At 32.3% G+C, this 25832-nt stretch carries 31 protein-coding genes; 12 read left to right on the top strand and 19 right to left on the bottom strand.

Annotation, left to right across the window (positions count from 1 at the left end):
• Nucleotides 1-16: 16 nt before the first annotated feature.
• The 3 genes from ACX119_RS02140 to ACX119_RS02130 all read right to left on the bottom strand — a co-directional run bounded on the left by ACX119_RS02140 (nucleotide 17) and on the right by ACX119_RS02130 (nucleotide 1781).
• A complete protein-coding gene (locus ACX119_RS02140) occupies nucleotides 17-370 on the bottom strand; it encodes a hypothetical protein (RefSeq protein ID WP_459351504.1) in 354 nt (117 codons plus the stop codon).
• Between the two features lie 44 nt (nucleotides 371-414).
• Nucleotides 415-633, bottom strand: coding sequence for a hypothetical protein (locus tag ACX119_RS02135; protein WP_459351503.1), 219 nt, complete (start codon nucleotides 631-633; stop codon nucleotides 415-417).
• A 248-nt stretch (nucleotides 634-881) separates the two neighbouring features.
• Nucleotides 882-1781, bottom strand: a complete 900-nt coding sequence (locus ACX119_RS02130; RefSeq protein ID WP_459351502.1) for a sensor histidine kinase — start codon at nucleotides 1779-1781, stop codon at nucleotides 882-884.
• 282 nt (nucleotides 1782-2063) lie between these two features.
• Between ACX119_RS02130 and ACX119_RS02125 the strand changes: the two genes are divergently transcribed.
• From ACX119_RS02125 to ACX119_RS02115, 3 genes are read left to right on the top strand one after another with little or no spacing between them, the layout of a single operon-like run.
• Nucleotides 2064-4091: a PAS domain-containing sensor histidine kinase gene (locus ACX119_RS02125; protein WP_459351501.1), complete on the top strand. Its 2028-nt coding sequence runs from the start codon at nucleotides 2064-2066 to the stop codon at nucleotides 4089-4091.
• 49 nt (nucleotides 4092-4140) lie between these two features.
• Nucleotides 4141-4506, top strand: coding sequence for a response regulator (locus ACX119_RS02120; RefSeq protein ID WP_459351500.1), 366 nt, complete (start codon nucleotides 4141-4143; stop codon nucleotides 4504-4506).
• 34 nt (nucleotides 4507-4540) lie between these two features.
• Nucleotides 4541-5545 (top strand): matrixin family metalloprotease, encoded by a 1005-nt coding sequence (locus ACX119_RS02115; RefSeq protein ID WP_459351499.1) that lies wholly within the window; start codon nucleotides 4541-4543, stop codon nucleotides 5543-5545.
• 63 nt (nucleotides 5546-5608) lie between these two features.
• Here the strand turns inward: ACX119_RS02115 and ACX119_RS02110 are convergent, their stop codons facing one another.
• The 3 genes from ACX119_RS02110 to ACX119_RS02100 all read right to left on the bottom strand — a co-directional run bounded on the left by ACX119_RS02110 (nucleotide 5609) and on the right by ACX119_RS02100 (nucleotide 6808).
• The gene (locus ACX119_RS02110; protein WP_459351982.1) at nucleotides 5609-5782 is read right to left on the bottom strand and encodes a hypothetical protein; all 174 of its coding nucleotides are present in this window, start codon (nucleotides 5780-5782) and stop codon (nucleotides 5609-5611) included.
• Between the two features lie 299 nt (nucleotides 5783-6081).
• Nucleotides 6082-6225 carry a hypothetical protein gene (locus tag ACX119_RS02105; protein ID WP_459351498.1) on the bottom strand — a complete coding sequence of 48 codons (144 nt, stop codon included), beginning with the start codon at nucleotides 6223-6225 and terminating at the stop codon, nucleotides 6082-6084.
• 64 nt (nucleotides 6226-6289) lie between these two features.
• Nucleotides 6290-6808 (bottom strand): hypothetical protein, encoded by a 519-nt coding sequence (locus ACX119_RS02100; RefSeq protein ID WP_459351497.1) that lies wholly within the window; start codon nucleotides 6806-6808, stop codon nucleotides 6290-6292.
• Between the two features lie 679 nt (nucleotides 6809-7487).
• Between ACX119_RS02100 and ACX119_RS02095 the strand changes: the two genes are divergently transcribed.
• On the top strand, nucleotides 7488-7790 hold the full coding sequence (locus tag ACX119_RS02095) for a hypothetical protein (RefSeq protein ID WP_459351496.1): 303 nt from the start codon (nucleotides 7488-7490) through the stop codon (nucleotides 7788-7790).
• A 13-nt stretch (nucleotides 7791-7803) separates the two neighbouring features.
• Here ACX119_RS02095 and ACX119_RS02090 read toward each other — a convergent pair whose 3' ends face one another.
• Entirely contained in the window at nucleotides 7804-7962 is a 159-nt protein-coding gene (locus ACX119_RS02090; protein ID WP_459351495.1) for a hypothetical protein, read from the bottom strand.
• A gap of 109 nt (nucleotides 7963-8071) precedes the next feature.
• Entirely contained in the window at nucleotides 8072-8416 is a 345-nt protein-coding gene (locus tag ACX119_RS02085) for a hypothetical protein (RefSeq protein WP_459351494.1), read from the bottom strand.
• A gap of 187 nt (nucleotides 8417-8603) precedes the next feature.
• On the opposite strand from ACX119_RS02085, the gene ACX119_RS02080 reads away from it, so the two are divergent.
• Nucleotides 8604-9581: a phosphate/phosphite/phosphonate ABC transporter substrate-binding protein gene (locus ACX119_RS02080; RefSeq protein WP_459351493.1), complete on the top strand. Its 978-nt coding sequence runs from the start codon at nucleotides 8604-8606 to the stop codon at nucleotides 9579-9581.
• 449 nt (nucleotides 9582-10030) lie between these two features.
• Nucleotides 10031-10564 carry a hypothetical protein gene (locus tag ACX119_RS02075; RefSeq protein ID WP_459351492.1) on the top strand — a complete coding sequence of 178 codons (534 nt, stop codon included), beginning with the start codon at nucleotides 10031-10033 and terminating at the stop codon, nucleotides 10562-10564.
• Here ACX119_RS02075 and ACX119_RS02070 read toward each other — a convergent pair whose 3' ends face one another.
• From ACX119_RS02070 to ACX119_RS02060, 3 genes are all read right to left on the bottom strand, one after another.
• Nucleotides 10565-11914: a multicopper oxidase domain-containing protein gene (locus tag ACX119_RS02070; RefSeq protein WP_459351491.1), complete on the bottom strand. Its 1350-nt coding sequence runs from the start codon at nucleotides 11912-11914 to the stop codon at nucleotides 10565-10567.
• 359 nt (nucleotides 11915-12273) lie between these two features.
• Nucleotides 12274-13620, bottom strand: coding sequence for a hypothetical protein (locus tag ACX119_RS02065; RefSeq protein ID WP_459351490.1), 1347 nt, complete (start codon nucleotides 13618-13620; stop codon nucleotides 12274-12276).
• The gene (locus ACX119_RS02060; protein WP_459351489.1) at nucleotides 13610-15052 is read right to left on the bottom strand and encodes a hypothetical protein; all 1443 of its coding nucleotides are present in this window, start codon (nucleotides 15050-15052) and stop codon (nucleotides 13610-13612) included. Before ACX119_RS02060 ends, ACX119_RS02065 begins: the two co-directional genes overlap by 11 nt.
• A gap of 597 nt (nucleotides 15053-15649) precedes the next feature.
• Here ACX119_RS02060 and ACX119_RS02055 point away from each other — a divergent pair.
• Genes ACX119_RS02055 through ACX119_RS02035 form a run of 5 tightly spaced genes read left to right on the top strand, consistent with a single transcriptional unit; the run spans nucleotide 15650 to nucleotide 17772 of the window.
• Nucleotides 15650-15919, top strand: a complete 270-nt coding sequence (locus ACX119_RS02055) for a hypothetical protein (RefSeq protein WP_459351488.1) — start codon at nucleotides 15650-15652, stop codon at nucleotides 15917-15919.
• Nucleotides 15920-15977: 58 nt separating this feature from the next.
• On the top strand, nucleotides 15978-16286 hold the full coding sequence (locus tag ACX119_RS02050) for a hypothetical protein (RefSeq protein WP_459351487.1): 309 nt from the start codon (nucleotides 15978-15980) through the stop codon (nucleotides 16284-16286).
• Complete coding sequence (locus ACX119_RS02045; RefSeq protein ID WP_459351486.1) at nucleotides 16287-16622, top strand: hypothetical protein; 336 nt, start codon at nucleotides 16287-16289, stop codon at nucleotides 16620-16622. It begins immediately after the preceding gene.
• Nucleotides 16623-16624: 2 nt separating this feature from the next.
• Nucleotides 16625-16948 carry a hypothetical protein gene (locus ACX119_RS02040; protein ID WP_459351485.1) on the top strand — a complete coding sequence of 108 codons (324 nt, stop codon included), beginning with the start codon at nucleotides 16625-16627 and terminating at the stop codon, nucleotides 16946-16948.
• An 8-nt stretch (nucleotides 16949-16956) separates the two neighbouring features.
• Nucleotides 16957-17772, top strand: a complete 816-nt coding sequence (locus ACX119_RS02035) for a hypothetical protein (RefSeq protein WP_459351484.1) — start codon at nucleotides 16957-16959, stop codon at nucleotides 17770-17772.
• Between the two features lie 555 nt (nucleotides 17773-18327).
• Here the strand turns inward: ACX119_RS02035 and ACX119_RS02030 are convergent.
• Nucleotides 18328-19719: an integrase gene (locus ACX119_RS02030; protein ID WP_459351483.1), complete on the bottom strand. Its 1392-nt coding sequence runs from the start codon at nucleotides 19717-19719 to the stop codon at nucleotides 18328-18330.
• Between the two features lie 91 nt (nucleotides 19720-19810).
• Between ACX119_RS02030 and ACX119_RS02025 the strand changes: the two genes are divergently transcribed.
• Nucleotides 19811-20269, top strand: coding sequence for an Hsp20/alpha crystallin family protein (locus ACX119_RS02025; protein WP_459351482.1), 459 nt, complete (start codon nucleotides 19811-19813; stop codon nucleotides 20267-20269).
• Here the strand turns inward: ACX119_RS02025 and ACX119_RS02020 are convergent, their stop codons facing one another.
• From ACX119_RS02020 to ACX119_RS01990, 7 genes are all read right to left on the bottom strand, one after another.
• Nucleotides 20270-21376 carry a DNA topoisomerase IV subunit A gene (locus tag ACX119_RS02020; RefSeq protein WP_459351481.1) on the bottom strand — a complete coding sequence of 369 codons (1107 nt, stop codon included), beginning with the start codon at nucleotides 21374-21376 and terminating at the stop codon, nucleotides 20270-20272. It lies immediately after the preceding gene.
• Nucleotides 21363-23234 (bottom strand): DNA topoisomerase VI subunit B, encoded by a 1872-nt coding sequence (locus tag ACX119_RS02015; RefSeq protein WP_459351480.1) that lies wholly within the window; start codon nucleotides 23232-23234, stop codon nucleotides 21363-21365. Before ACX119_RS02015 ends, ACX119_RS02020 begins: the two co-directional genes overlap by 14 nt.
• Entirely contained in the window at nucleotides 23221-23793 is a 573-nt protein-coding gene (locus ACX119_RS02010) for a KH domain-containing protein (RefSeq protein ID WP_459351479.1), read from the bottom strand. Before ACX119_RS02010 ends, ACX119_RS02015 begins: the two co-directional genes overlap by 14 nt.
• Complete coding sequence (locus ACX119_RS02005; RefSeq protein ID WP_459351478.1) at nucleotides 23790-24569, bottom strand: serine protein kinase RIO; 780 nt, start codon at nucleotides 24567-24569, stop codon at nucleotides 23790-23792. The genes ACX119_RS02010 and ACX119_RS02005 overlap by 4 nt, the downstream gene beginning before the upstream one ends.
• An 84-nt stretch (nucleotides 24570-24653) precedes the next feature.
• Nucleotides 24654-24950: a DUF424 domain-containing protein gene (locus ACX119_RS02000; protein WP_459351477.1), complete on the bottom strand. Its 297-nt coding sequence runs from the start codon at nucleotides 24948-24950 to the stop codon at nucleotides 24654-24656.
• Nucleotides 24950-25372: a translation initiation factor IF-2 gene (locus tag ACX119_RS01995; protein ID WP_459351476.1), complete on the bottom strand. Its 423-nt coding sequence runs from the start codon at nucleotides 25370-25372 to the stop codon at nucleotides 24950-24952. The genes ACX119_RS02000 and ACX119_RS01995 overlap by 1 nt, the downstream gene beginning before the upstream one ends.
• A gap of 70 nt (nucleotides 25373-25442) precedes the next feature.
• Entirely contained in the window at nucleotides 25443-25589 is a 147-nt protein-coding gene (locus tag ACX119_RS01990) for a DUF5679 domain-containing protein (RefSeq protein ID WP_297593533.1), read from the bottom strand.
• Nucleotides 25590-25832 lie beyond the last annotated feature (243 nt).

Genomic DNA, 25832 nt, shown 5'->3' with positions numbered 1-25832 from the left:
TCACCAATAATTAGTATTATTTAGTTCTTGCATCATCATAAAATCTTTCTAAAATTACCCCTATATTATCAACTATTTTATTTCGTTTGAATTCAATTTTTTCACGCTCACACATTCTTCTAAACATATTGACTGCAGTAAATCTAGGATGCATTGCTTCAAATTCTGAATCAGAAATATCTATGAATGCACCTAATTCCATTAGATCTTTAGCTGCCTTTTGTGCAGATTCAAAAGAAATCTTTAGTTTTTCTGAAATAGTTGCTGATGACATTTTTCCATAACAAGTTACTAGTAAATACACTTTAGCCTGAATAGGATCTAGTTTAATTTCAGAAATAAGATCATTTTCTAGTTTAGAAGAATCCATTATTTACCAAAATACAGCATTATACATAAAACATATTCTAAGAATTACTTTTTTACCAATATCTTTTTTGAAATTTTTAATGAAAAGCCCATTGCGATAAAATGCACTACTGCTCCAAGAATTGCCCCTATCATTAAATCATCAAAAACAATCCATGCTAGAAAAAACACTACCAATGATGGCACTGATACAATAATTGCAATTATACTTCCTTTTAGAATAATTTCTTTAGTTGATAGTTTAGAGGTCTTGCCATCAGACAATAGCAAAAATTTCAATAAATGGTAATAAAAACCAAAGATTAGTCAGAAAATATTGTCCTAATTTTTTATGTTAAATTCGATATATGTACAATTTATCATCAATGCTTATGATTTTTGATACAGCTATCACAAAATTCAGAGCCGCAATCATTACACAAAACTAATTGGCCAGGTTTGTATCCAGCAAAACAATTATTTTTCTTAATGAAAAAATTTCTCCTTTTACTCTTGCAGTCTAAAACAATAAATCAGGATATATGTTTTTGAGGTAAAATTACAGTAAATGTTGTAGGGTTGTTTGTTACTTCTATTTTACCACCATGCGCCTCTACAATTTGTTTACAACTAACTAAACCTAAACCAGTACCTGTTTGTTTAGTAGTAAACAAAGGATCAAATATTTTTGAGATTATTTTCTCAGGTATACTAGGTCCAGAATTTTCAAAAGAGATTAAAACATTATCCGTATCTCGAGTTATCTTGATATCTATTTTTCCAAAATTGTTCATTGCTTGTATCGCATTAAGGATAATATTTACAAAAAGAACACGTATTGATTCAAAATCACAATAAAGAGGAACATTATTTTGGGATTTATTCACAGATATTTTTTTAGGAATATGTATTCCTATAAACGAGGAATCCAAAATTTCAGATATATTGTTTAAATTAAAATTTAGCTTCTTGGAAGATACAAATCCCAACACATCATCTATTTGATGTTCAATTCTATTTATTGCAGATTTTATCATATCAAATTTTATAGTTTCTTTTTTAGACATATCAGGATATTTTGATTTTAAAACATCCACAGAGGTTTGTATGACGGTTAAAGGATTTCTGATATCGTGTGCTAATCGAGAAGAAAGTTCTCCAATTACTTTTAATTTCTCGTCTTTGGTAATTTTATCGGTCTTTATTTCGTCAATTGGAAAAATTTTATTGCATTTCGTGTTAAATTTCATATGATGTTTTTCTATAGAATCTATATCAGGGGCTGAACAAATACAATGCAAGATATCTTCCTTTTCATTAAACATCATTTGATGTACTGTGACACCAAATTCATCGGCTTCATCTTCTAATTCCATAATTAATTGCTCTTTGGTGTAATCCCCCAATTTGTGCATATCTAGAAAAACAGGCATTAATCATCAGAAGAAATTGGTATTAAAAAATGCATAGAGGTTTGAAAAGGTCAAACGGGAAACCGTTGTCTATACCCAAGCATTGTGTTGTTGGGGTATAGACAAACAAAAAGAAATGTCACAAATTTTGTCAAATCAAACTAGACCATAATACTATCATACTTCTTTTTTCAGAAGATGCGAAAAAATCAGCACAAGTGAGAGATATTTTAAATATTTCTTGCCCATGAAAAATAAATTTAGCCCTCAAACCATTATAAACCAAATTCACTCAGAATACAGATGGATCCCAACAAAATCTGGCTAAAATATTTGCTTTTCATAGCCATCGGTTCTGTGATTTTATTTGCCACAATTTTCAGTTATGTTCAATATGAGAATATTAAATTTCAACTCATTAAAACAGACAGAGAACACACTGTAGATTTAATCAACTCTGAATTAGATGAAAAGGAACAGATTCTCAATTTGATAGGAGCAAACGTCAAAAGTTTCTATGAGAGCTCTGAATTTGTTACTGCCGATGAATATGAGCAATTCATGAAAGGGGTTCTTGTACAGATTCCAGAAATTAAAAATATTTTTGTTCTTAATGGGAGTATGATAGTAGAATCATACCCTGACAAAAATTTTAAAAATTTTGATTTTAATGATATTTTTACAAGCATTCCTGTCATAATAGATGATCAAAAGGTAGGAACAATAGCGGTTCCAATTGATAAAGAATTGATAATGGTACTTGCAATACCATTTGAGTATCTAAATATTGAAGGAATCATACCACAGAATATCTTTAAACTAATTGTATATGCCCAAGATAGAACATTTACTCTCTTGGAGATAGAAAGCGATGGTACTAAAATCCAAACACAAAATATTGAATTTACAAAGGAACAATTAGACAATTCTGTTCATGTTCAAAGAAACACCACTCTGTTTTCTTTTAAAACCCAACAGCCAATTACTTTAGAGTATATTTTATGGTATGTCCCATCAGAAAATTCTTTCTTATATTTTGAAATTGGAACTCTTTTTATCGGCATCTTCCTTTCTATATTCATTCCATTTTTGCTTTTCAGGGCTGAAAAGTTTAACACTTTCTTGAAACGCCAAAGAATCAAATTACAAAAATCTAATGATGATATAAAAACATCAAATGAGTTTTTAACAAAAACCCAAAAGCTTCTCTTAAAATCAGAAGAAAAATTCAGGAACCTCTACAATCTTTCGCCCTATGCAATACTTGTGATTGATTTAAGTGGGAAAATAGAATCATATAATGAAAAATTTCAACATCTGTTCCAATACTCATCTGATGAACTAATTGGAAAACCATTTTCAGTTGTAGTTTCAGACAAAGGACAAGAAATCGCTCAGAAGTATTTTGAGGAATTACAAAAATCAGGCGAATTAAAAGATAGAAAGAACTGGTTAAAGAAGAAAGATGGTACCGAATTTCCTGTTCTATTTAGCAGTAGTAGCATTATGAACAGTTCTGCCAAAACTAATGGCTATATGAATATCATACTTGATCAATCAGAAGCATACCAAGTAAAAGAGTTGGAACACAAGTATAATGAGTTGTTGAAAGAGAAGTTAGACACACTAAAAACAATTGACAAACAAAAAGGTGAGTTTGCCTCAATGGTATCTCACGAGCTAAAAACTCCATTGTTTCCTATAAAATTTCATGCAAAAATGCTAAATGATCCTGAATTTGGAGAACTAAATCAGAAACAAAAAGAATCAGTAAATCAGATTTATCATAATGCTGTACAACTTGAGAGATTAATTGGTGATCTTTTAGATGCTCAAAGAATTGAGCTAGGCACCATGAAATTTAAATTCTCTGAAATCAGATTAGATAAAATGATGGAAGAGATTTATGATGAACACCAAATTTACATGCAAGAAAAAAATATTTCATTTACAAATACTACTAGTGATGAGCATACATTCAAAAGTGATCCTGACAGAATTAAACAAGTTTTTTCAAACTTAATTAAAAATGCAGTGGATTTTGTACATGATGGTGATGGAAAAATTGAGATCGGTGCTACTAGAGAAGATGACTCTGTATTATTTTATGTAAAAGATAACGGGATAGGAATAAGAAAAGAAAAACAGGAAGACTTGTTTAAGAAATTTTATCAAATAGATACATCTGCAACAAGAAGACATGGAGGCACTGGTCTTGGACTCTCAATTTGTAAAGGAATCGTAGTTGGATTGGGAGGCAAGATTTGGGTAGAGAGTATGCCTCAGAAAGGTACTACTTTTTTCTTTAGTACACCAAATAGTGTTAAATAAAATATTACACATACATACTTAAAAATACTAAAATTTCATACATTATGAATTGAACATACTTGTGATTGATGACAACCAAAGCATTACAGATATGATTTGCTCATACATGAATGCAAAAGGTCACAATGCAACAAGTATAGGAGATGGGAGAAACGGATTACAAATGATAAAGCAAAAGAATTTTGACACAATATTGCTTGATCTGGCAATGCCTGAATATTCTGGTCATAACATTATTGATGATATGGTAAAAAACGACCTCATGAATAAAAACAAAATAGCAATTCTTACTGCATCATCAGTATCAAACGAGGACGAAGAGAATCTTATTGCAAAGGGAGTAAAGATATTTTTGAGAAAACCAATTGATCCAGACGAATTACTTGCTCACTTGGAGAGATTAAACTCTTCTTGATTTCTCAAAATAACATATGAGGCGTGGGATTACAATGCCAAAAGATGATTATACAGATTCTCACATTATGCGAGAATTGGAGCAGGAAAAAGCACTGCTCAAAAAAATTAACATAGATCTTAAACAAAAATCAAAAATCACACAGAGAAAAAAAGAACAGTTGCAACAAGAATTGGAAAAATTCAAACACGATACAAAGGAACTCCAGATGGCAAAGAAATTTCTTGAAAATACAGTTACGACAGAAAAGGAACTAAACAAGAAACTTTCAAAAAAAATTCTGTTGGTATTAGTCTGTGCATCATTAGTTGTGACTTTATCTTCAGTGAGTTATTCTTTATTGGTAATTGATTTAATAGGTCAAGAATACAAAATGGCTAACATAGGAGATATTAAATCTAGTTATGTGATTCAAAATCTTAGAGGAGACACCATCGATACATGGCTCTCATGGAGACTTGTAGAAGATGCTGTTATTTACGTAAATGTTCCAGATGCTCAAAAATATCCTGACAAACTAGAGATTATAAAAAATGTGGTCCTGTCTGATAAAGTAATAGAGGTTGATAATTCCTTAACACATAAGGGTCCTAAGGGAACTACTTCATTGTACTATATTGGGTGGGCAGGTGCACTCTCAAAAGCATCTGAAGTTTCAACTGAATTATACATTCCAAAAAAATTTGATGTAATAGAATCGCAAAGAGGAGAAGGGGACATTACTATAAAATTAACCACGCAGAAAAGTGGTGATGGATATTCTGGGTATACAAAATCAATTGCAGATGAAACACAAAATCAAATACTAAAATCAGAAATTACAATTTTTGAGGTAGACAAATTATCTAAAGCAGGATTTGAAACTATTCTTAGACATGAATTAGGACATGCACTAGGACTTGCACACTCTTCTGCTCCAGAAGATCTGATGCATCCTACTATAAAGACTGAATTTCCATACATATCTGAATGTAACATTGATGCCATAATCTCTCTTTATGATGGAGGAAAAAAAAGTGAAGTGATTTGTGAGAATTAGTACAGTTTTAACGTGTGGGTATTTCATCAGATTTGACGGGTTCCAAATTGGTTCACACCAACATCATATAGATTCGGATAGTTTTTTGATATGACTGGTACTGTTTTGCACTGCTTTATTTAGTGCTTTTTGGATGTCATCTTGATATTTAGCAACATTCTTTTCATCTTTTGTCATCACTTCACATTCTTCAACCATTGGCAACTGCTGAAAATTTTTAAACTGCTCATATGTCATTATGCATGAAAAATATTTTGTCTCGTCTCTGAATCTGTATTTAATTTTAAATGCCAACATATGAATTTCATAAAAATGCTATTTAACTTGATAGGAGAACCGATCAAAAATAATAAAATTCAATTTTAAGAAAAATTGTTCTTGAAAAGATTTTTGATCAACATATTGATAAATGGAATTGTGGATGTCATTGGATCGCTGTATGGTATCATTCTCCCATTATTTCAACCCCATTTAGATACGAATTGGTCTTGAAATTGGTCATAGAAAATAATCGTCAGAACTTTAGTAAATAAAAACTACTTCAGAGTCTTTTGTAGTTGTTGATTTATTATTTTTGAAAAACTTACGGATTGTGCAGAATCTCTAATCTGTTTTGCTTGAATAGTTCTAAGTTTTTTCATCACATCGTCATCAAGCATTATAGTTATTCTTGATCCCATAGTCAAGTAATAAAATTAAATTTAAAAATATAATCTAATGGTATACATTTGAACACAATAAAAATTATTTGAGAATTGTAAAAGAATAAGAATCATCAGACACATGCAAGTCTGTTATTTCATATCCCAATTCAGAGACAAATTCTTTTGAAATCTTGACTGCAAACATTGACCAATTTTTACCCAGAATGTGATTTACAAGGAATTTATGGGAATTTGAGTCTTCATTGTATCTGAATGGAATGTTCGTAGAGTTTAACCAAGTTTGTATGAATTCAGAAGTGTGTTGTAAGCTGGTATCTCCATAGATAAATTTTATCCCATTAATGATATCATGTTTTGTTGATTTTGCAAGTTCGGACATTTGTTGTTCGTTTAAAAATTCAAAGAGAGATTTAACAACTGCTGGATTAAACTGCAGCCAGCCCATTTTTGTAAGATGCTCATCCCATTGAGAGTTTTTTGTGAGTATCTGATTAATCAGTAGGTTCAAACTCATTTGATTTTTTTGGCACATGTTTTCTAAATTCCTTTTAAGAGATACAGGTACACGAATAGTGATTGTATCAGTAGGTTCAGACACAATTTAATTAGAAATTTGTTTTATTTATACCAAGAATATTTTAAGTCACAGTAAAAAAAGAGTATTCCAAATCAAGGTTTGTCAAAGATGTTTTGCATAAAATCAGCTGTGCCATAAAGTAGTATCACTCCAACAAATGAAAAGATTACAGTATACATGATTAAGGAAAATAGTCTATGGGTTCTTCTACGCCTGTAATATCTCATTAATCATCATATCACAAAATATCATTAAACATGAATTGTTTTCATTTCTATCAGAACAATAGTTATAAGTCAAAAGTAAAATAATGAATGCTTGATTCTTGAAAATGTTTTTTAAAAATATGAGAGGTCTGTTTTATCCAAACTATAATATCATTAATTTAAAAATCATTGAAAAAATTGAATGCTGACCCAAAGATGCCAATAGTAATAATCCGTGGTCGGTTAGGATGAATAACTATTATAGATCCAATTTTTCCAATGACTTGATCTTGTATGCCTTGTAAAGGAAATGATAGACCAACATACAAGTTCATTGTAAGTTTATTTTTCTAAATATTATAGGTGTCTGCAATTTTACAATATTATTCTATAACAACAAATCATATTTTATTTTTAAGATCCTGTTTCATGTAATTGTAATAACATGGTAAATCATTCAACATGTTTAATATTAAATTTCTAAGAACTATTTTATGAGTCAACAAGAAACAAAACCTTGGGTGCTTGTAAGTAATCTTAGAGAAGATACTAATTCTTTAGATTTGCAGATGATTGCCCCACAAGTAGCCGCGCTAGTGGATGAATGGCAATCACAAGGAAAAATCATGTGGTCTGGTTCATTTGAAAATGAACAATCCTCAATGGCAATTTTTGAGTCAACAGAAGATGAGGCAAAAGAATTTTTCAAAAAATATGACAATGTCTGTTCAGGTGTTTTGAATTATTATCTACACCAATGGGATGCAATGCCAATTCTATCGGTTCTATCAAAATAATATTCAGGTTGAATCATTTACTTTTTCTTTTTACACGTAGCTGAGTTCTGCAACATGGACACTGACCTCCTTCAAATTCAAGATAGGCATCGCAAGAAGTACATCTTTTGATTCCAGGACCATATCTCTTGTTCTCAGAGCGGTATCTTTCACATATTCCTCTACACGTCAATGCTCATGACACCATGACTCTGCATTTTGGGCATTGATCTTTGGGAGGTTTCATTGGATGAGTACTGTAGACATTTCCACACCTAACGCATATTTTCAATGATGTTAGTTTACCCATCGTTTACTTTCCTGTTTTTGGTAAATGAGATTATGGGCTCATATTTTGTAAGATTGATTTTCACATCTTTAATTTTACTTTGATACCATATTACAATATGGCCTTTTTTTGAAAAATCTGATTTCTCTAAAATTAATGAGCAGTCATTAAGACTATGAATTTTTTTATATACTGAACTGATAGGAATTTTTAACTCTCTAGAAATATCTTCAACTGTTTTTACCTTATCAATTATAGAAAACAGAATATGTCTTGATTCCAAATTTGCAAGTTCATTGAATATCTTATTTGAAATATCGTATTTTTCTACAAGTAAAGGATTAAGTTTTTTTGCCAAACAAAAAATATTAAATTTTAATGAATTTAAAAAAACTAATTGTTCTAAAAACATAGAATAACTTTAAAGAATTTAGTTGAAAAAATCAATCTTGTAAAAATATAGTTCATTTCATATTTTAAAAAACTAAAACAAGATTATGAAATTTGGAATTAGTTAATAACAAAGTCAAGTATACAAATTATTTGTGAGTAATTCAGCAAAACCAATTCTAGTAATTTCTGTAATTATTGCAGCGGTTGCAGGTTTAGCAGTTGGATTTTCAATTAATGGATTATCTGATAACAATTCAGATTTTGTCACCAACAGTCAGGTAAATACTCCAGATAAGATTAAGAAAATTACAATAGCAGTTATGCCAAATGAGGATCCAATGGTGTTTGAATTACAATCTAATATGTTAGAAGAATATTTTACAGACAAACTTGGTGTTGAAACAGAAGTTTTCTTTCCAACAGATGCAACTACAACTGTTGAATCGATTGTAACAGGTGATACACAAATTGCTTTTATGAGTGCACGACCTGCAGAATTTGCCTACGAAAGAAGTAATCAAAAGACAATGCTGTTTATGGCCGAAGTTCGTCCCTTTACAAGTGCATCTGGTGAAAAATTAGACACATTTTATTGGAGTGAATTTTGGGTAAAGAAAGATAGCGGAATTAACAAACTAGAAGATGCAAAAGGTAAGAATGTTGCATTTTCAGGTCCCACATCAACTAGCGGATATTTGTTTCCTATGGCAAAGCTTGTAGATAAGGGATTGATAAAATCAGGAGATGAAGCTAATACATTTTTCAACAATGTTTTGTTTAGCGGTGGATACCAACAATCACTTAATGCATTGATTGAAGGCCAAGTAGATATTGCAGCAGGTGGAGATCATGCCAAATATCGCTACCTTACTCCAGAAGAACAAAGTCAGATCAAAGTAATAGAGAAACAAGGCCCAGTACCAACTCATGGAATTACATACAGAACAGATATGATAAGTCCTGAGATTATTACAAAATTTGAAAAAGCCGTACTAGATATGAAATCTGAAAGACCAGATCTATTGGAAAAAGCATTGTTTGGTGCTACAGACTTTACTCCAGTGAATCATCATGCACACTTGGCAGCATTAGAGAATGCTCTTGCAAGTACACAGATACCTCCTATCTAATATTTTGAAAAATATTCAATTAATGAATATCTGACCAAGTTATCTTTGCAGTATTACCATGTAGGGTATCAAGGATGTCCTGATTATACTTGAAATTTAGATACTAATCTTTGAGATTATTCTTCATCAATTATGGTCCATGACAATCCGTATAGTTGCTCCCAAGATTCAGATTTATTTTCATTTGACATGTTTAGTATTTGCAAGATTTGCTTAAAACACTAATGAACAAATGATCCACGTTATGGAAAATTCCTCCGTCCAATCTTCCATTTTTCTAGTCTTTGCCATTCATCCATGTCATTATCAAATTTTTTTCTTTTTTCTTTACACATGATTGATCTATTGGAATTATTTCAAATAAACAGGAGGTAACAAACTGTTTGCAAATAATTGCAATCAAGATGATCAAAAGACATTATTAATGAACATCATGCTTAACAGAATACTTGACTGAAGAACAAAAAAAGAAGACAGAAACCATGTCATTCAGACTAGAAAGTCATATTTTAGACAAAATGAGGAAAGAATCAGAATCCCAAGGGGTTAGTTTGAACATATTGGCAAACAAGATTTTTTCAAGATATGTAGACTGGGATATGTTTGTACCTAAGGTAGGGATGGTTCCAATAGCAAAACCCATTGTCAGTGCATTGTTTCAAAAGCTTTCAGAACAAGAGACAGTAGATTTGGCAAAACAGATAGGACAAGACATTGTTTCAGATATTGCTACGTTCATGAAAGGTTCCATGGATGTTGATTCTTTTGTATCATGGTTTGTCACAAGAATGAAGATATCGGATTTTGAAATGAATCATACAGTAAATAATTCAACCAACAATTACATCATAAAACATGATTTAGGATATAATTGGTCATTATATCACAAAACAGTGTTGGAATTAATATTCAATGATGTGTTTGAGAAGAAAATTGATGTCATCATCAAAGACAGAATGATGGAAATATCATTTGAAAAATAGTTATTTTATTTTCACAGCTCCAGTCATCCAAGGATGAAGCATGCAGTAATATTCATACACGCCTGGATCATCGAATTTTTGTTCAAATGTATCACCTGGCATCATCATTCCAGAGTCAAACAGATCATCATTGCTAGTAATGGTATGTACAGAAATGTCTTTGTTAGTCCATGTCACAATATCACCAGCATTTGCCTGGTTGAATTTTGGATAGTATGATTTGTTTGATGATGGAACTGCAGAACCAGTTTCCACATCACAAAGATTTGTTTCAACTATCTGAGATTCATCAATTTCAGCAGATGTAGAAATATCGTGTTGGGAATGTCCAGACGAACTGGTAGATGTTTTTGTAATCTTGCCATTTGCATCTGGTTGTTGTAAATCAAGTGTAATCTGTTTTTGCCATTCCCACATGTCAATAGACTTTGTTTTTGCAATATCTACTCCGTCTACTGCATCAGAGGAAGCATCCCTCACATCAAAGTAAGCCATGGTTCCTTTCTCTTCAGGAGTACCATGCAAGTGGAAAAGATATCTTCCTGGTTCTTTCCATGTCGCCTCAAATATAGCTGCATTTCCTGGACTTACTTCCCATGTTTGTGTTTTGATTGGTTTATTTTCCCATATTCCAGATATTATTGTATCAAATATCGTTCCATGAATGTGAAATCCAAATGCTGCAATTGCACCCATGTCAACATAATACAATCTTACTTTTTCTCCAGTCTTTACAGGTAATGGGTTATTCCAGTATTGATCAGCATATCCATTAAAGAAAACATAATCTGGAGTCCAAGTCTCTTGGTCTTCTAAATCATATTCTCCTTTGACTAGAACATATTCTCTGGCAGGTTCTAATCCTTCCTTTGGATCTACAATGAATGCACCATACAATCCATTTCGAATATGTTCAGATACGGGCATTACATGACAATGGTACATGAATAATCCTGCAGGTTCTGCAATGAAATCATAGGTATAGGATTCACCTGGAAGAACTTCTTGGAACACTCCATCATTTTTTTCATTATGATCACCATGAAAATGCATAGTATGTGGAAGTTTTCCATTATTGATAAAATTAATAATTACTCGATCACCTTCTGTTGCCCTCAATGTTGGACCAGGTATGGTTCCATTGTAAGTCCAAGCTTCAACTCTAGTCCCAGGTGCAATCTCAAGTGTTGTGTCCTCAGCAATTACAGTATAGGTACGTGTTGTGGGGGATTTGTGGACAGAGTTGTTTTCTGCAAATGATTGTAAAGGTAATTCGGCATCTAAAAAGAAAATACCAAGTGCAGCTCCAAGAGAGATAACTCCTATTAGCATGACAATAGTTCTGTCCACGAAAAGAATGAAACAATTTTACTATTAACTAGGGAGTTTATTTTGCAATCATTTGCAAACACTACAATACATCTTTCTTATGTAGGGTGATTTTCTTTAGTTCATCTTGGCACCAAGATGTAAAGGATATTGTGTTTGTTTTAAGGTAAAAAGGTTTGATGGGGGAGTAAAATATCAAAATGGGTTAAAGTGGTGTTCTATATGCACTCGATTTATTCAAACAGATTTGATTCGTTGTTCTTGTTGTAATACAAAATTACGAGTAAGGGCTAAAAATCGAATTTATCAAAAAGTAAGTCATAGATTTTAAGAATGTATTCTACAAATACTTGAGAAGGTTTGTGTCATTTTTTTAATTTTCAAAAGAAGGATTCGGCAATTTTGATTATTTCTTCTTCATCCAAACTACTCTTTATTCGAATTTGCTCTTCATCAAGAAAAATCTCCAATCTGTTAAATGATTGTTGTTTTCCATCTTTCCAAAAATACTCCTTAATCATAACTGCAGGTTGATCTGAAATGGTAAGTGTTTTTGATTGTGGATGCTCTGAATTTTCTTGTGCTTTTTCAAACTTGTCATAGTTTGGATCTTCAATCCAACCATTCCATGCCTCATCATAATAGTCAATTACCAAACCATCATCGGAGAAAAATTCTCTATCAAATACAGAATTATGAGTGTCAGGAAACTTTGAGCGTTGCTCATCAGTGAAATAAACAAGATGCACAGACGCATTTGTATTGTGCACTCCGCATTCAAAAGAGTATCCCTCTGGCAGATACTTTGGAAACTTTGGATAGACTTTCACGGTTCCATAAAGGGAGGTCACATCATTTTCTGTCATGCATCGAGGATATGGTTTTACAGTAACACTTCCTTGAAGATCAAACGGTTTTACAACATATGAGATTGGTTCGTTATTCTTGTCATCATATGGAGAGAAATAATACGAGAAAAACTTGCCTGGAGGAATTACTGTTTCAAATTCATTTAGTGTTTTTGCAAATCTATTTTCATGAACATCTCCATCATCTGCATCAATAAAATTCACTACAGGATCATTTGAATAAAGAATCACGTCTTCATCCAAGTTATTGTGAAACAGAACTGTGCTGTTAAATCCACCATAAAATACTGTAATGTGTTGATTCTCTATGTGTGGAAATCCAAAATTTTGGGTGAAATTTACATTAACAAAATTCCCATCAGATATTTGATTTTGAAATGATATCCTCAACATGTATTGCTTGTCTTCATATTCAAAAAAACAATCAAATTGGTACTGTGCATCAGGCATTGAAGCAATATTGTCTGAAAAGACAGTTTTTGTCTCATTAAAGTTGTATTTTGTTAAAAGGTCCAATGCCACTTCTTTTTTTACAGTCATCCCATATCCAGTATACACGCCTGGAGGGTAGATTTGCGGAGAATCATGAAATTCCTCCTCAGAAGCACTTTTCAAATCGTCTAGAAAATCATCTGGGAATTTTTCTACTTCTGGTGAAGAAAGTTGAAAGCAATCTTGGTTTGGATGATTCTCTACTGTTTTGTATACTGACATACCCACACTTCTTACAAGTAGATCATCATAATCTACCAAATATTGGAATGTTTGTTTTTGAGTATCAGTAGAGTTCCATATGCCATAGACTGTAAATAAGGCAATTCCAATAATTGTAAAAGATAGTAAAAGTCTAGTTTTCATTTTCCAACCATAATGCAGTAACTCTGTCCGGCTCAGTCATCAAAACATCTGTCTTCCATATTTTGTGGCATCCTTCAGGCTGTGTTTTGTCAATGTATGTTCCAGTTATCTCAAATGGTTTCAGATCAAATGTTGAAGATATAAAAAATTCAGTTCCGTTAGGTGCAACAAGTGGAGAACAAACCTTGTCATGCTCTAAAAATCCATCTGAATTATTCCAATATGTCTGGTCTTTTGGAGCAAAGTCTATGTTCTTCTGATGTAAAATTTTGTTCCACAGATACGGAATTACAGTTTCAATGTGTTTCTCAATTGGTTCATCATATACTACATAGTCAACACTGACGTCTTTTCCTACAATATGCTGGATTTCTTGTTTGACTATTTGAAATGAATCAGAGTCTGTGTATTTTGATGCAATATCCACAATCAGAGTGTCATCATATGTTCCAAATCCAACAACCACATCTTTCATGTAGTATGGTCCTAGATTCACGTGATTTTGATATGCATCTTGAAGTGATTTTCTTGCATCATATAGTTGCATTTCTGCATCAGATGTTCTTTCTGGCTCTGGATATTCCATTGCTACCATATTCCATCTTGATTTTGTAAATTCTGTTTCAAGAGCACATCGCTCAAAATCTTCGTGGTTAATTCCAGAAGGCAATATTACATCTTCCATTACAAACTCTTCATCAGGTGAGGCTATGTTGGAGTGTGTCAATAAAATTATCTTCATTTCATCAGTACAGATATCAGCAAATGGCAGATGTTTTACGTCCCCATCATAATCAATAGCATATCCGTCTATCTCCTCAGTGGTCATCCAATTTCGTTTTATGAGATCTATGACGCTGTTAGGCTTTACACATGCAGGAGAGCCACTGTGTTTTTGGAGTAAAACAAAATTTTCTTTGCATTGGATTTCATCTGTTGAAACTCCTGACTTGAATTGCTTTAGTGGGGATAGGGATTGTATGTCAACACTTAGCAGAAAATTAAAAGTGCCATCTGCATTACGCCTAACTCCTGCCTGTTTGTCTTGATGCTCTCTGAATTCAACAAATGGGAAAGGTGCGCCGACTTTAGAAATGCTGTATTTTGTTCCATCCTCAAATGCTATTGTAACAGATACGGGCCCTCCAGGGACTGGGGGATTTGGATATGAAGGATATGTAAAAGTCACATCATGCAAACGAATTCTGTCATCAGACTCTTTTTGCAATGAAAAAGGCCCTATGGAATAAAACAATTGTCTGTCAATACTTTCAATTTTAGCTTCATGTGGTTTAATGATTAATGTTGTAGGATTGTCATAGCATGGAGCACGTGTGTTGTTAGGATCAGGGGCACATTGAGCATAGATCATATTTGTCGCAATAATGCCCAGTCCAATCATTCCAATAATTATCAAAAGTTGAATTTTCAATAAATCAAGCTAATGGTATGACATTCATAAGTACTTCGAATAATTTGCAGACATTGTAAAATCTAAAATTCTAGTCGGGCCAAAAGCTGACCCGACTCTGAAGCACTATGGTCTGGTAAACACTGATGAAACGACTCCTCATCGGTATTATACTAGTTAGAACAATTTTACTTATAATGATCACTGAGAAATTATTCATACAAATTCTCAGCATTCTCTAAATACTAATTTCATTAATTTTAGTATAGAAACTGTCGCCAGACAACTAATCGTTGTTGGTCTCAAGTTTCAATTGTATTATTTTAGAACAAGTTTTGGAAGCAAGATTGATTATTCTTGATGAAATAGATGGACCTAAACAAATAGTTCAAATCCCTGTAGTTTGAATCGGTAGAGTTACCTGGAATGAAATTTATAAAATTAGTTTAACATTCTAATGAATATGAGTATCTCTAATACTTTAGAAGATAATGTCGTATCTTTGTACTTTAATTTCCCTAAAGGAAGAGCGTTGTTGGATTGAAGTTTCTTGAATCCAATCTATTAAGATTCGATTTTTGAGATTTGATTATAATCTAGAACGATCTAGTCTAATCTATGCCTACAATTTCCGCAAATGTGACAAAAAAAGAACTAGATGCTATTAGGGAATATGCAAATGCATGTGGCGAAACCACATCTAATATGATTAGAAAATGTCTAATTTCGGAAGCTACATTTAGAAATTTTTATGGTGACGCAAGTGATTATACTTTCGAAATCGAAACATCTCATTGTCTAACTGGTGAGGAAGAAAACCAATTTGTGCTGAATACTTACAATAGAATTAGACAAATTCTAGGTTTAAAGCAACAAGATTCAATTTGATTTCATTCATCATTTACATAAAAGCCAATTTTTTATATTCCGTTTTACAATTTCTTTCATGTCTGAAATTAATGAACTTAAGAAAATATTAAAAAATCATGAAAAACGTATTCTTTCTTTAGAAAAATCCAATTCAAAAAAATCTATTCCTATTAATACTGATGACGAATCTATTATTTTGTCTTTGATAAAGAATGGATTTTTTGACAAACCTAAAAAACTTAATGAGATAAAAAAAGAATTAAAAACTAAAGCAAAATTAAATCCTCAAACCAAATATGCTGACATCTTGGTAAATCTAACTAGTAATGGCAAGTTACAACGAAAACAAATTTCTCATCAATGGGCTTACTCTAAAGGTGGTTAAATGAAAATTCATGTAAAAATTACTGATGATAAAAATCAAATATATGAAGGAACTATGGAATTACAAAAAGCAAAATTCTCAAAAACTACAAAGACTCCAAAAGTTATTCAAACCTCATCAAAACCTTCTACTCCAACCGCATTCGTTAATGGATTGTATTTGGAGAAATTCTTTGAAAATAAAAAAACATTACATGATGTCGAGTCTAAAATCAAATCCAAAAAATATAATTTTGATTTGCCCTTGATTGCAATGGCATTAAATCGTTCAAAATTTTTAAAACGTGAAGGGAAACGTGGAAGCTATTCTTATATCCAAAAAATTCCTCCTAAGTAGATATGTCTTCTGATGCAAAAAAAATCAAAGAATTGGAATCAAGGATTTCAAAATTAGAAAAAGCTGTATTTCCCTCTAATGTTTCTAAAAAAACTAATTCAAAAACATACAAAGGCTTGACTGGTGGGCTTTCCTTGTTACTCGATAATAATTTCTTTAAGAAACCCAAACTTGTCACTGAAGTTCAAGATGAATTAAAAAAAGAGGGATATTACTATTCGTTACAATCTACCGATACTCTATTGCGTCGTGATATGGTTAATCGCAAAAAAATTCTGACCCGTTTAAAATCGGGCGGTGTTTGGCAATACGTTATTAGAAAATAGATTTCAAAATGTCTGACTACAAATGCTTTGTAATAATGCCTTTCTCTACAACTAAGTCAACTTCTGCAAAAAATTGGACACATATTTATGAAAAAATTATACGACCAGCTGTAGAAGATTCTGGATTTGGTTTTCAGTGTAAGCGAGCAAAAGCAACTCGTGGAAATATTATCAAAGACATTGTTACAGATTTGAATGAAAGTGATATTGTAATTGCGGATATGACTGATCATAATGCAAATGTATGTTATGAATTAGGAATACGTCATGGCTTGAATGTTGGAACAATACTATTGGCGCAAAACAGGAAATTTCTAAGTATATTTGATTTAAGTAACTATGGCTCTCACGTTTATAATTGGAAAACCAAGAATGGCAAAAAAACTATGATTGAAAAAATTCGAGAATTATTGAAAGACTATCTTGAAGATCCTTTACGTCCTGACAATCCTGCACAAGATTTCTTGAGCCACAAGCCCTCATTTTCTTCTCCATCAACTGCTGAAATTAAGGATATTATTGAATATGATTCCTCAAACAATCCTCAAATTGTTTTACCTAAGAAGCAATTAAACGGAAAACTTGCGGTAGGATTAGCTTTACTTTCAAATAGTAAGACTGGACTAACTATGAATGAATTAGTACAATTTGTTTCAAAAAATTGGAAAAAAGTAAAATCTACGGATATGTCTCCAATACTTTCTCAACAAATGAGTGGTTTAGTCCTCAAAGAAGGCTCATCTGGAAGTTATGTCTATCGGCTTTCTAAAAAAGGAAGAATTGAGATATTGAATATGATTGGAATTCTTAAAGGTAAAAAATAGGAATCTAATTTCTAGACTGTTATAAGCACTCAGACGGTCGGATTAGTTTTGATACAGTTTTAATCCATGTATGTTACAATCCCCAATGAAGAATTCCAGAATTGCTTAAGGTTTCATATGATTTTGGAACCTTACTAAGTTTTTGTAAGGTTTGGGTAAGATCTTATCAAAACCTTAGAAAAACCTTAGAAACCTTTCGGAAAAACATTGGGATTAGCCTCGATCCAGCAGCTAAGCTAAATTTAGCAAAACCTTACAAGATCTTACTAAGAATTTTGTAAGAATCGTCCAAGGTTTGATAAGGTTTGGTAAGGATAATGAATTTGTGCGTGATAAGGTTTCAAACCTTAGAAAAACTTGGGGTAAGAATTTGTTATAAATAAAAATAATTTATAAATTATTTAGAATTTTTTTATAAATTAATTTCTGTGAATAGATTTTGTTCATAAAGATTTTTTACAAAAATATTTTCACGAGTAATTTTTTATAAATTATTTTGAATTATTTATAAATTAAATAATTTATAAATTATTTAGAATTTCAAGATACAAAAGATCATTTCAAGGAATCAAGCTTGTCTTGTTTGTCTTTTAGATTCTGAATTTTTTCTTGTAATTCATCATTTGATCTTGTCTGAGATGATGCACGTAAGGACTTTACCTCAAATTGTAATTCCAAGATATTATCCCATAGTTTGTCAATAGTTTCAGAATCTGCCTTGTTTGAATCCCTCTCCTTTTGGAGCCTGGAATTCTCTGCTCTGAGCCTAAATTCGTCTGAAATCGTCAAATTTGGGACGGCATTTAGATATTCTTCAATTAATTCACTAACGTGGGCCTTGAAGTAATTTTTATCTAGTTTGATCAGTCCGGCATGGCCCATCATTGTTTCTTTGAGAATTAAAGAGGCCAAGACAGAATTTTTTGATAATGATTTCTTGTTTGCCTTGTTGAAGAATCTTCTAAAGCCATTAAAGGTTGGAACATCATAGCGTCGTCTTCCTTGGGGAAGAGGTGTTCGGATTCCAGATTCCTTTAGAACTCTCTCTAGTCTTTTTCTTATTCCCATCTCAGATAGTTCTCGTGGGAATGGTCCACTTCTCTTAAAGAAAGGATCGTCTGGTTTTGGCTCCTTGTTTGTTTCCTGAATCCACAGATTTCTATAAGATTCAATTGTGTTCCAACACTCTGGTGTGATAAATGCGACATACTCTGAATTGGAATTGGCATAGATTCGAATCATTGCAGCAACTACCTGTCCTTCTTTTTGCACAGACTCTGTAACGTCTTGATCATCCCAAAGATAATTCTCATTGTATTGGTAAATTGGAACTAGATGCTTCCACTTTATTGAAAATGCTCCTGCCCTAATTCCTGAAGATGCAGCAAGCAGTATCAAAACCCTGTCAATTAGTTTTGAATGGTGTAGCATTTTTTGAATTTCTGAGTATGTGTATTCGCGTGTATCATCTTGGTTGTCTGATTCTGGTAGTGTACAACGAATTCTCTTCCAAGAAATAGTTACACGATTCATCTCTAGCAATTTTTGAATTGGAACAAAGTAATTTTTCAAAGATACGGGATTGATGTAGTTAGGATCAGTCTTTGGAAGCTCTGAGCGTTGTCGAAACTTTTCACCGAGTTTTAGCATCAAGTCTTCTGCCCAATCAGGATTCTCTGCTGCTCGCTGTACGAATTCTGTAGCTCTTGCTTCAAAATCAGCATCAGAGAAGGCTCTTTTTACGCCTCTGGACTTTACTTTGTACCTAGATTTGTCTTCTTGTACTAATTTCGGATCGCCTTTCAATATGGGACCAAAAAATTCACAAAGTACTTTTTTGAGTTTTCGCTCGTAATCTTTTCTTGTAGCTTCTGCTCTAATTGATGAATAGAATAATTCTAATGGTTTACTCTTTGTTTGGGTAATTTCGTCAGGACGAATCTCCATTGGTATAGTATGGAATTAAAGTATAGATAAAGGACATTATGTTCTCAAAACCAAAGATACTTTATATTTGGTGAATTAAGATTTTTACTGTTTGGCAAGTTACAAGGGAACATATTCAAATGAGCAATCACTTAATTTTGTAATTCCAATCATAGTAATTTTGTTTTTAGGGATCATCTACATAATGACTCAAAGAGCAGATTCTGGATTTGTCAGTTTTATCTTAATTGGAGCAGCGGCAATTACAATGTTTTATTGGGTCAGAGTTTTAAAGAAAATGACAAAAGATCAAAAACCATCATACACTCAATCAAGAGAACAAGAAACAAAAAACTGGGTCTATGATTTGATTAAAGGAGAAGGAGAATTTGTATTTGTGGCTGAAGTTCCAGGACCTGAGGATAAAATTTCTGTAAGATTAATTGACGGCATGTTATACATTCGTGGTACCTCAGGATTTTCAAAAGAGGTTCCAATTGAGGGTGCAAACAATATGCAAATTTTCGATTTCAAATATAGAAACGGTGTATTGACACTACGAATAAAATAATCAGAGGCTTTTTGCTAGTTCTAATTTTTGTGGCAAATATTTTTCTGTAATATTTGTCAATCCATATTTTGAAAAGGCTTCCAGTTCTGCTTTTCTTTTTAATCTCAAAAACACATCTAGTTCTTTTTTCCAAATTCCATCTTCATATCTTGGATCTTTTTGCAGATCATAACATCTCTTAATGTCCGATTCAGTCATTGGAATTGTTGGTAGTTTGTATTTTTCAATATCAGTAGCCCAAACACCAACCCATTTTGCATCAGGAACAGTAAGCTCTCTTAAATGCGCAGCATTGGCAGAACCAGATTTTATTACCATTGCAATATGTTCTCCATACACATCCCCGTCTGTTAATACAATTACAGGCAATCCCATTTCTTCATGTAATCTTTTCAATAATGTTCTAGTTGAACGAGGAGCTTGACCACCAGTATTGATAATAATAGATTTGAATTTTTTATCAACTTGTTCTTCAACAAATCTAGTAAATAATCCACCTTTTTCAATAGCAATTACTATTTCAGCACTAGTATCGACTAATTCTGCAGTAGTCAAACTTGGACCAATAGAATAACCATCAGGGTGATTGGAAAGATTCATTGTTTTGCCTTCATACCCAGGAATAGTATATTCTATATTCAAATCACCAAAAATGGAGCTTCTCTCTTCAGGAAAAATATGAAAATCTTCTCGTGGTTTTGAAGTAACAGCCTCTAAATCTACTATAATATTATCAGATTCAGATTGATCCTCAAATTCAATTGCAAATGCCTGAGATGAATAATAAACATCTCTTAGAGTAGAGGATTTTTTTTCTTGTGTTAATCTATTTGCAAAAAATGCTAACCACATTAATTGAGTAAAGGAACGTAGTTGGGATGAGTTTCTTGAGCTACGTAAAGCAGAATTGGTTCCCAAAATGTATTGTCTGAGTTTTTTATCATAAACAATATTACTTACAGACCTGCTTGGAATTGAAAACTTGGGGAATTGACCATTATCTAAATCATCATAAATTTTTGCTCCGTGACTTTTAAGCATCTCTAGAATATTTTTTTGTTTTTCGTCTGCTTTCTTACTTCGTTCTTTGATTTTATTTGTTTTCAACTTTAGTCTCCTCTACATTTTTTGAAGTTTCAACAGGCATTTCTTCATCTATTAGTTTCTTGTAATTAGGTTCTTTCTTTTTTCCTGCAAGTTCAGTACAAAATTGTGCAATTAATGGAATATATTTTGCATACAAATTGGCTCGTTTCTTTGCCATTTCAGCTTGTCCTCTTTTTGACATATATGCTGCTAATTTTCTTGACAAAAATTGTAATGCTAATCTTAGCTCTCTTTCAATTTCAGGTCTGTCAGCAACATTCTCTTTTCCTGCAGTTTTGTATGGAATTCTAGTTGAACAAATATGGGATACAATTATGAACGGTGGTTCCCCTTTTACCTTGTAGCGACCCCAATCTGTATCATGTACAACTTTTAGAACAACATCACTACCCTCATCATATAGAAGTGGAATTCTGTTTGCATAACGATAAACATGAGGGCCTCCGGTTTTGATGTCTCCACCATAAGCAATTCCCATTTCAACAATAAATGGAAATCCAGAATATGCCGAAGCAGGACGTTGTACTACTGCAGTAAAATCAGGATTAAAGAATTTTTTAATGCCTTTTTCTAGTGGTGCCTCCCCGAGTGGAGCAAGACAACTAGGATCAGGTGCTAGAAAGTCTTCAAATTTTTGCAATGAATCACTAAGTTGAACTAATTCCTGATTAGTCATAGTCCCCATTCTTTTTTCTGGCTTAAATCCTGAAAACTCTGCAAATTTATTTGCAGTTGTAGGTCCTATTCGTTGAAATCTTTTTGTTAAGAAAGTAGTCAATGGTTCGCCCTGAACAGTATTTGTTAATTGTTTATAGTATTGACTTTCAGGATCCATATCAATAGATTTTGATTGGGATTCACCAAAATCCCAGTAATGTAATTTTTTGTTTGGAATATCCAAGTCCTCAATTGCAATTTTACTTAATTTCTCAAAATCCATTTTAAGAAAGGACATCAAAGCGATAACAACACGGACTTGACGTGGTAAAGTTTTCCATTTTTTTCTTGCTTTTTCCATGATTGCAGTAAAACTAAGATTCTTTTTTGAGAGTCCCAAGTCTTTTCTAACTTTTTCAATCATAGCATCATCAATCGTGGGAATTTCAAATTGCGATTCAACAATCATTCTTCGGATTCTTTCAACATCAATTCCATGTGGGTGTGGTCTAATGATCGTAGGAGCTGGAGGAATATCTTTAACAAATCTTGGATGATGAAACTTTTCTCCTTTAGGATCATCAAATGTAATTGATGCATAAGGAGTGATTAACGAAGTTTCATAAACATAATCACGAATTTTGTTTCCAGCTTTAGAATAATCTCCTTCTAAACAAATACTTACTGAAAGACCATGTTTTGAAGTTTCTTTAGTAGTATGTTTTACTATTATTGGTTTATTTTTTTGAATATCTAGTAATAATTCAAATTCATCTTGGAGTTTTCCATCAACTGAACTTTTAACAATAACAGGTTTGTTTGTTGTGATTTGACCATACAATATTGCCATAGTTGCTCCAAGTCCAAACATTCCTCTTGCTTGCTTTAAGCCAAATTTTGAACCATAAAGAACGGTACCAAATGCAAGTGGAATATGCTTTGAGTCAACACCAGGTCCGTTATCTTTTACAGTCAAGATATAGGGTTTAGGATCAGATTTTTCAGGCTCAACTGCCTTGATTGTCAAATGAACATCAGGCAGAATTCCCTTTTGATCACATGCATCTAATGCATTTTCAACAAATTCTCTTACAGCAGTATAAAGTGAGCGGGTAGGATTACTAAATCCAGCTAAATCACGATTGCTATAGAAAAACTCACTAGGAGATATTTGATTAAATTTTTCTTTAATCAAAGACATCTTGATCTTCCCATAATTTCATTTTTTCTTGTTTAGCTTTTCTATTTGCAGTTTCTAATTTATCATAAACGGCACCATGCATACTTCCACTTGATATTGAAGATATTGCATCAACTGCTAAACGTAATTTACTAGCATCACCAATAATTGAAACAGTTTTTCCATAAACTGAGATATGAGTACCACTTAGATTTTCCATATTTCTTCTTGCTCTCCCACCTTCTCCAATAATTCTCCCTTTTATCCTTTCAACATTTGCATTAGATTTTCCAGCAAACTCTCTAAGATCTATTACATGCAATGCATTTTCACCTTTCAACAAAGTCAAAGCATTTTCAGGTGAAAATCCTCTACCAATTGCTGTAACTATTTCCATAGCTTTGAATGGTTGAATCTTTTCAACATCGCCTTGGGATTTAATAAAGACTTCACCTGTTTCGCCATCAACATCTAAGGATACATGACATAATTTTTCAATGTTAGATTTTACTATACCAGATTTTCCAATCAAAACAGCTATTCTATCATTTGGAATACGAATTAGTTTTTCAAAGCTCATTTAGTTATCTCCTCAAATAATTTATCTGGATCTTCAACAGATATTCCTCTTTTATTGAAGAATTTTGTAATGTTATTAATATCTCTTTTAAGAAATTCTTTGGAATTTGGATGTCTAAGATCAACTGCCGAACCCATATCAAAAACTATCAATCCTTTTTCGGTTTTGAAAATGTTATACTCAGAGTAATCACCATGGACAAGTCGTGCTTTATGATATAGATCTTTGATTATAGTGATTGCCTGCTCATAGTCATTTTCATCAACTTCAGAATTAAGCAATTGTTTTGCAGGAGAACCACCATTTCCAACAAATTCCATTGCAAGCACATTTTTGGTAAGATAAAGGGGTTTTGGAACAGGAATTCCCAAATCATAGCATTGAATTAAGTTTCGAAATTCTTTTTTTGCCCATAAATAAACAAGGTTTTTTGTTCCTTTTTTTAAATTAGAAAATCTAGGATCACCAAGAATGTAGGGCTCACGTTTTTTAAAATTAGATGTGCTAACTAGATAAATTTTCAATGCAACATTGTTATCATTTTCATCAACTGCCCAAAAGAGTACAGATTCTTTTCCAGCACTGACTGAACCATTAACATATGCAATAATATGATCAGTGATCATTTTGTATAGTGTCATAACAGTTGGTTTATCTAAAACTTCATTGATGACTTTGCCTTTTTTGAAACCATCTTCCAAATGCTTTCTCTTTGATTTTGAAATTAATTTATCATCTAGTCGGGATTCAAGTTTTTTACTTAAACTATCAGTCATTAGCTAATCATACATCCACTAGATAAAAGAGGTTTCTTTATGAAGAAAATTACAATTGGAAAAAAGATAGATTTAATCAAAATATTACATTTTAAAAACAATTAGAAATGGAACACCTGAAATTGTCTTCACTCCAGCTTCAGAACCAATTCCAAGTTGCAAACATAACGAAATTGTTTCTTTCCCTACCATATTAATAATTGAAGAATTCTTTAACAAAGATTTAGCTTCATCTTTTTCGACAAATTTTTCTCCATAATAGCTTTCACTGATATGCATATTCAATTCATCTTGAACAATATTTTTTCCTAAAAGATTGGCATCACAAATATTGAGCATTACATTTTTTTGATAATCAGTTACTCTTACTGAAAATTGCATTACGCATATTTACCTTTGAGAGTAGACTTTGCACCGCATGCTTCACAAATCAAGAAGGATATTCGATTTTCTTTTAGAATTTTAGTATCAGGACTTTTACATGTAGAGCATTCAAGATAGTCTTTGACATAAATTTGAAATAATCTAGTAAAATCATCAGGGGCACGTCTTCCAATAAACATAGCCTTATCCCCAAGTCTTTCAGCTGGTACAGCAAATTCTTTTGAGAGATATTGAAGTACTTTATCAGGATCTCTACGTAAAACCTTTGGGAATTCTGAAAAATTTCTCAAGAAAGTTTTTTGTCCTTCCCACATTACATCTACTACAGGTAACTCAAATCTAGCAGAGGTTTCCTTTTCAGTACCTCCTAATTTATCCTCAATACGTTTAAGCAGATTTTCATACTCTGTTTTGGTCAATGAAAAACAGTACATACTAGACCCTATATGGGTTTTGAAAAAGAGAAATCGTGTGGACTTTTGTTCTTAACTATTCCATCTTGCCAATACGGAAGACATTAGTTCCACATGTAGGACATGTACCTTTTACGGCTGGACGTCCATTCTTTAGTTTAGTTTCTTTGGGATCTTTGATGTCCCTTTTTGCTCTGCATTTTACGCAATATGCTTGAACCATTCTAGAATTTGTCAAACTTTGTGGTATTTAGGAAGAGGCTGTGAAAATTATTTAACTATAGACTAGATGAACGTAAATTTTTTTAGGCTTCAAAAAGTAAAAATTCTCAATAATTTCAATGAATTCCTCGATTTTACTAAATAATTATATTTTAAATTCTTTAAAGGGAGATTTTTTCTATTATTTGGGAAACAACAGGTAATAATTATCGAAATTATCAATTATAAACTCCTTTTTTGTAAT

The organism is Nitrosopumilus sp. S4, assembly GCF_054515835.1.
Note: the sequence above shows the minus strand (reverse complement) of the source record. Positions and strands in the feature narration are given on the sequence as shown.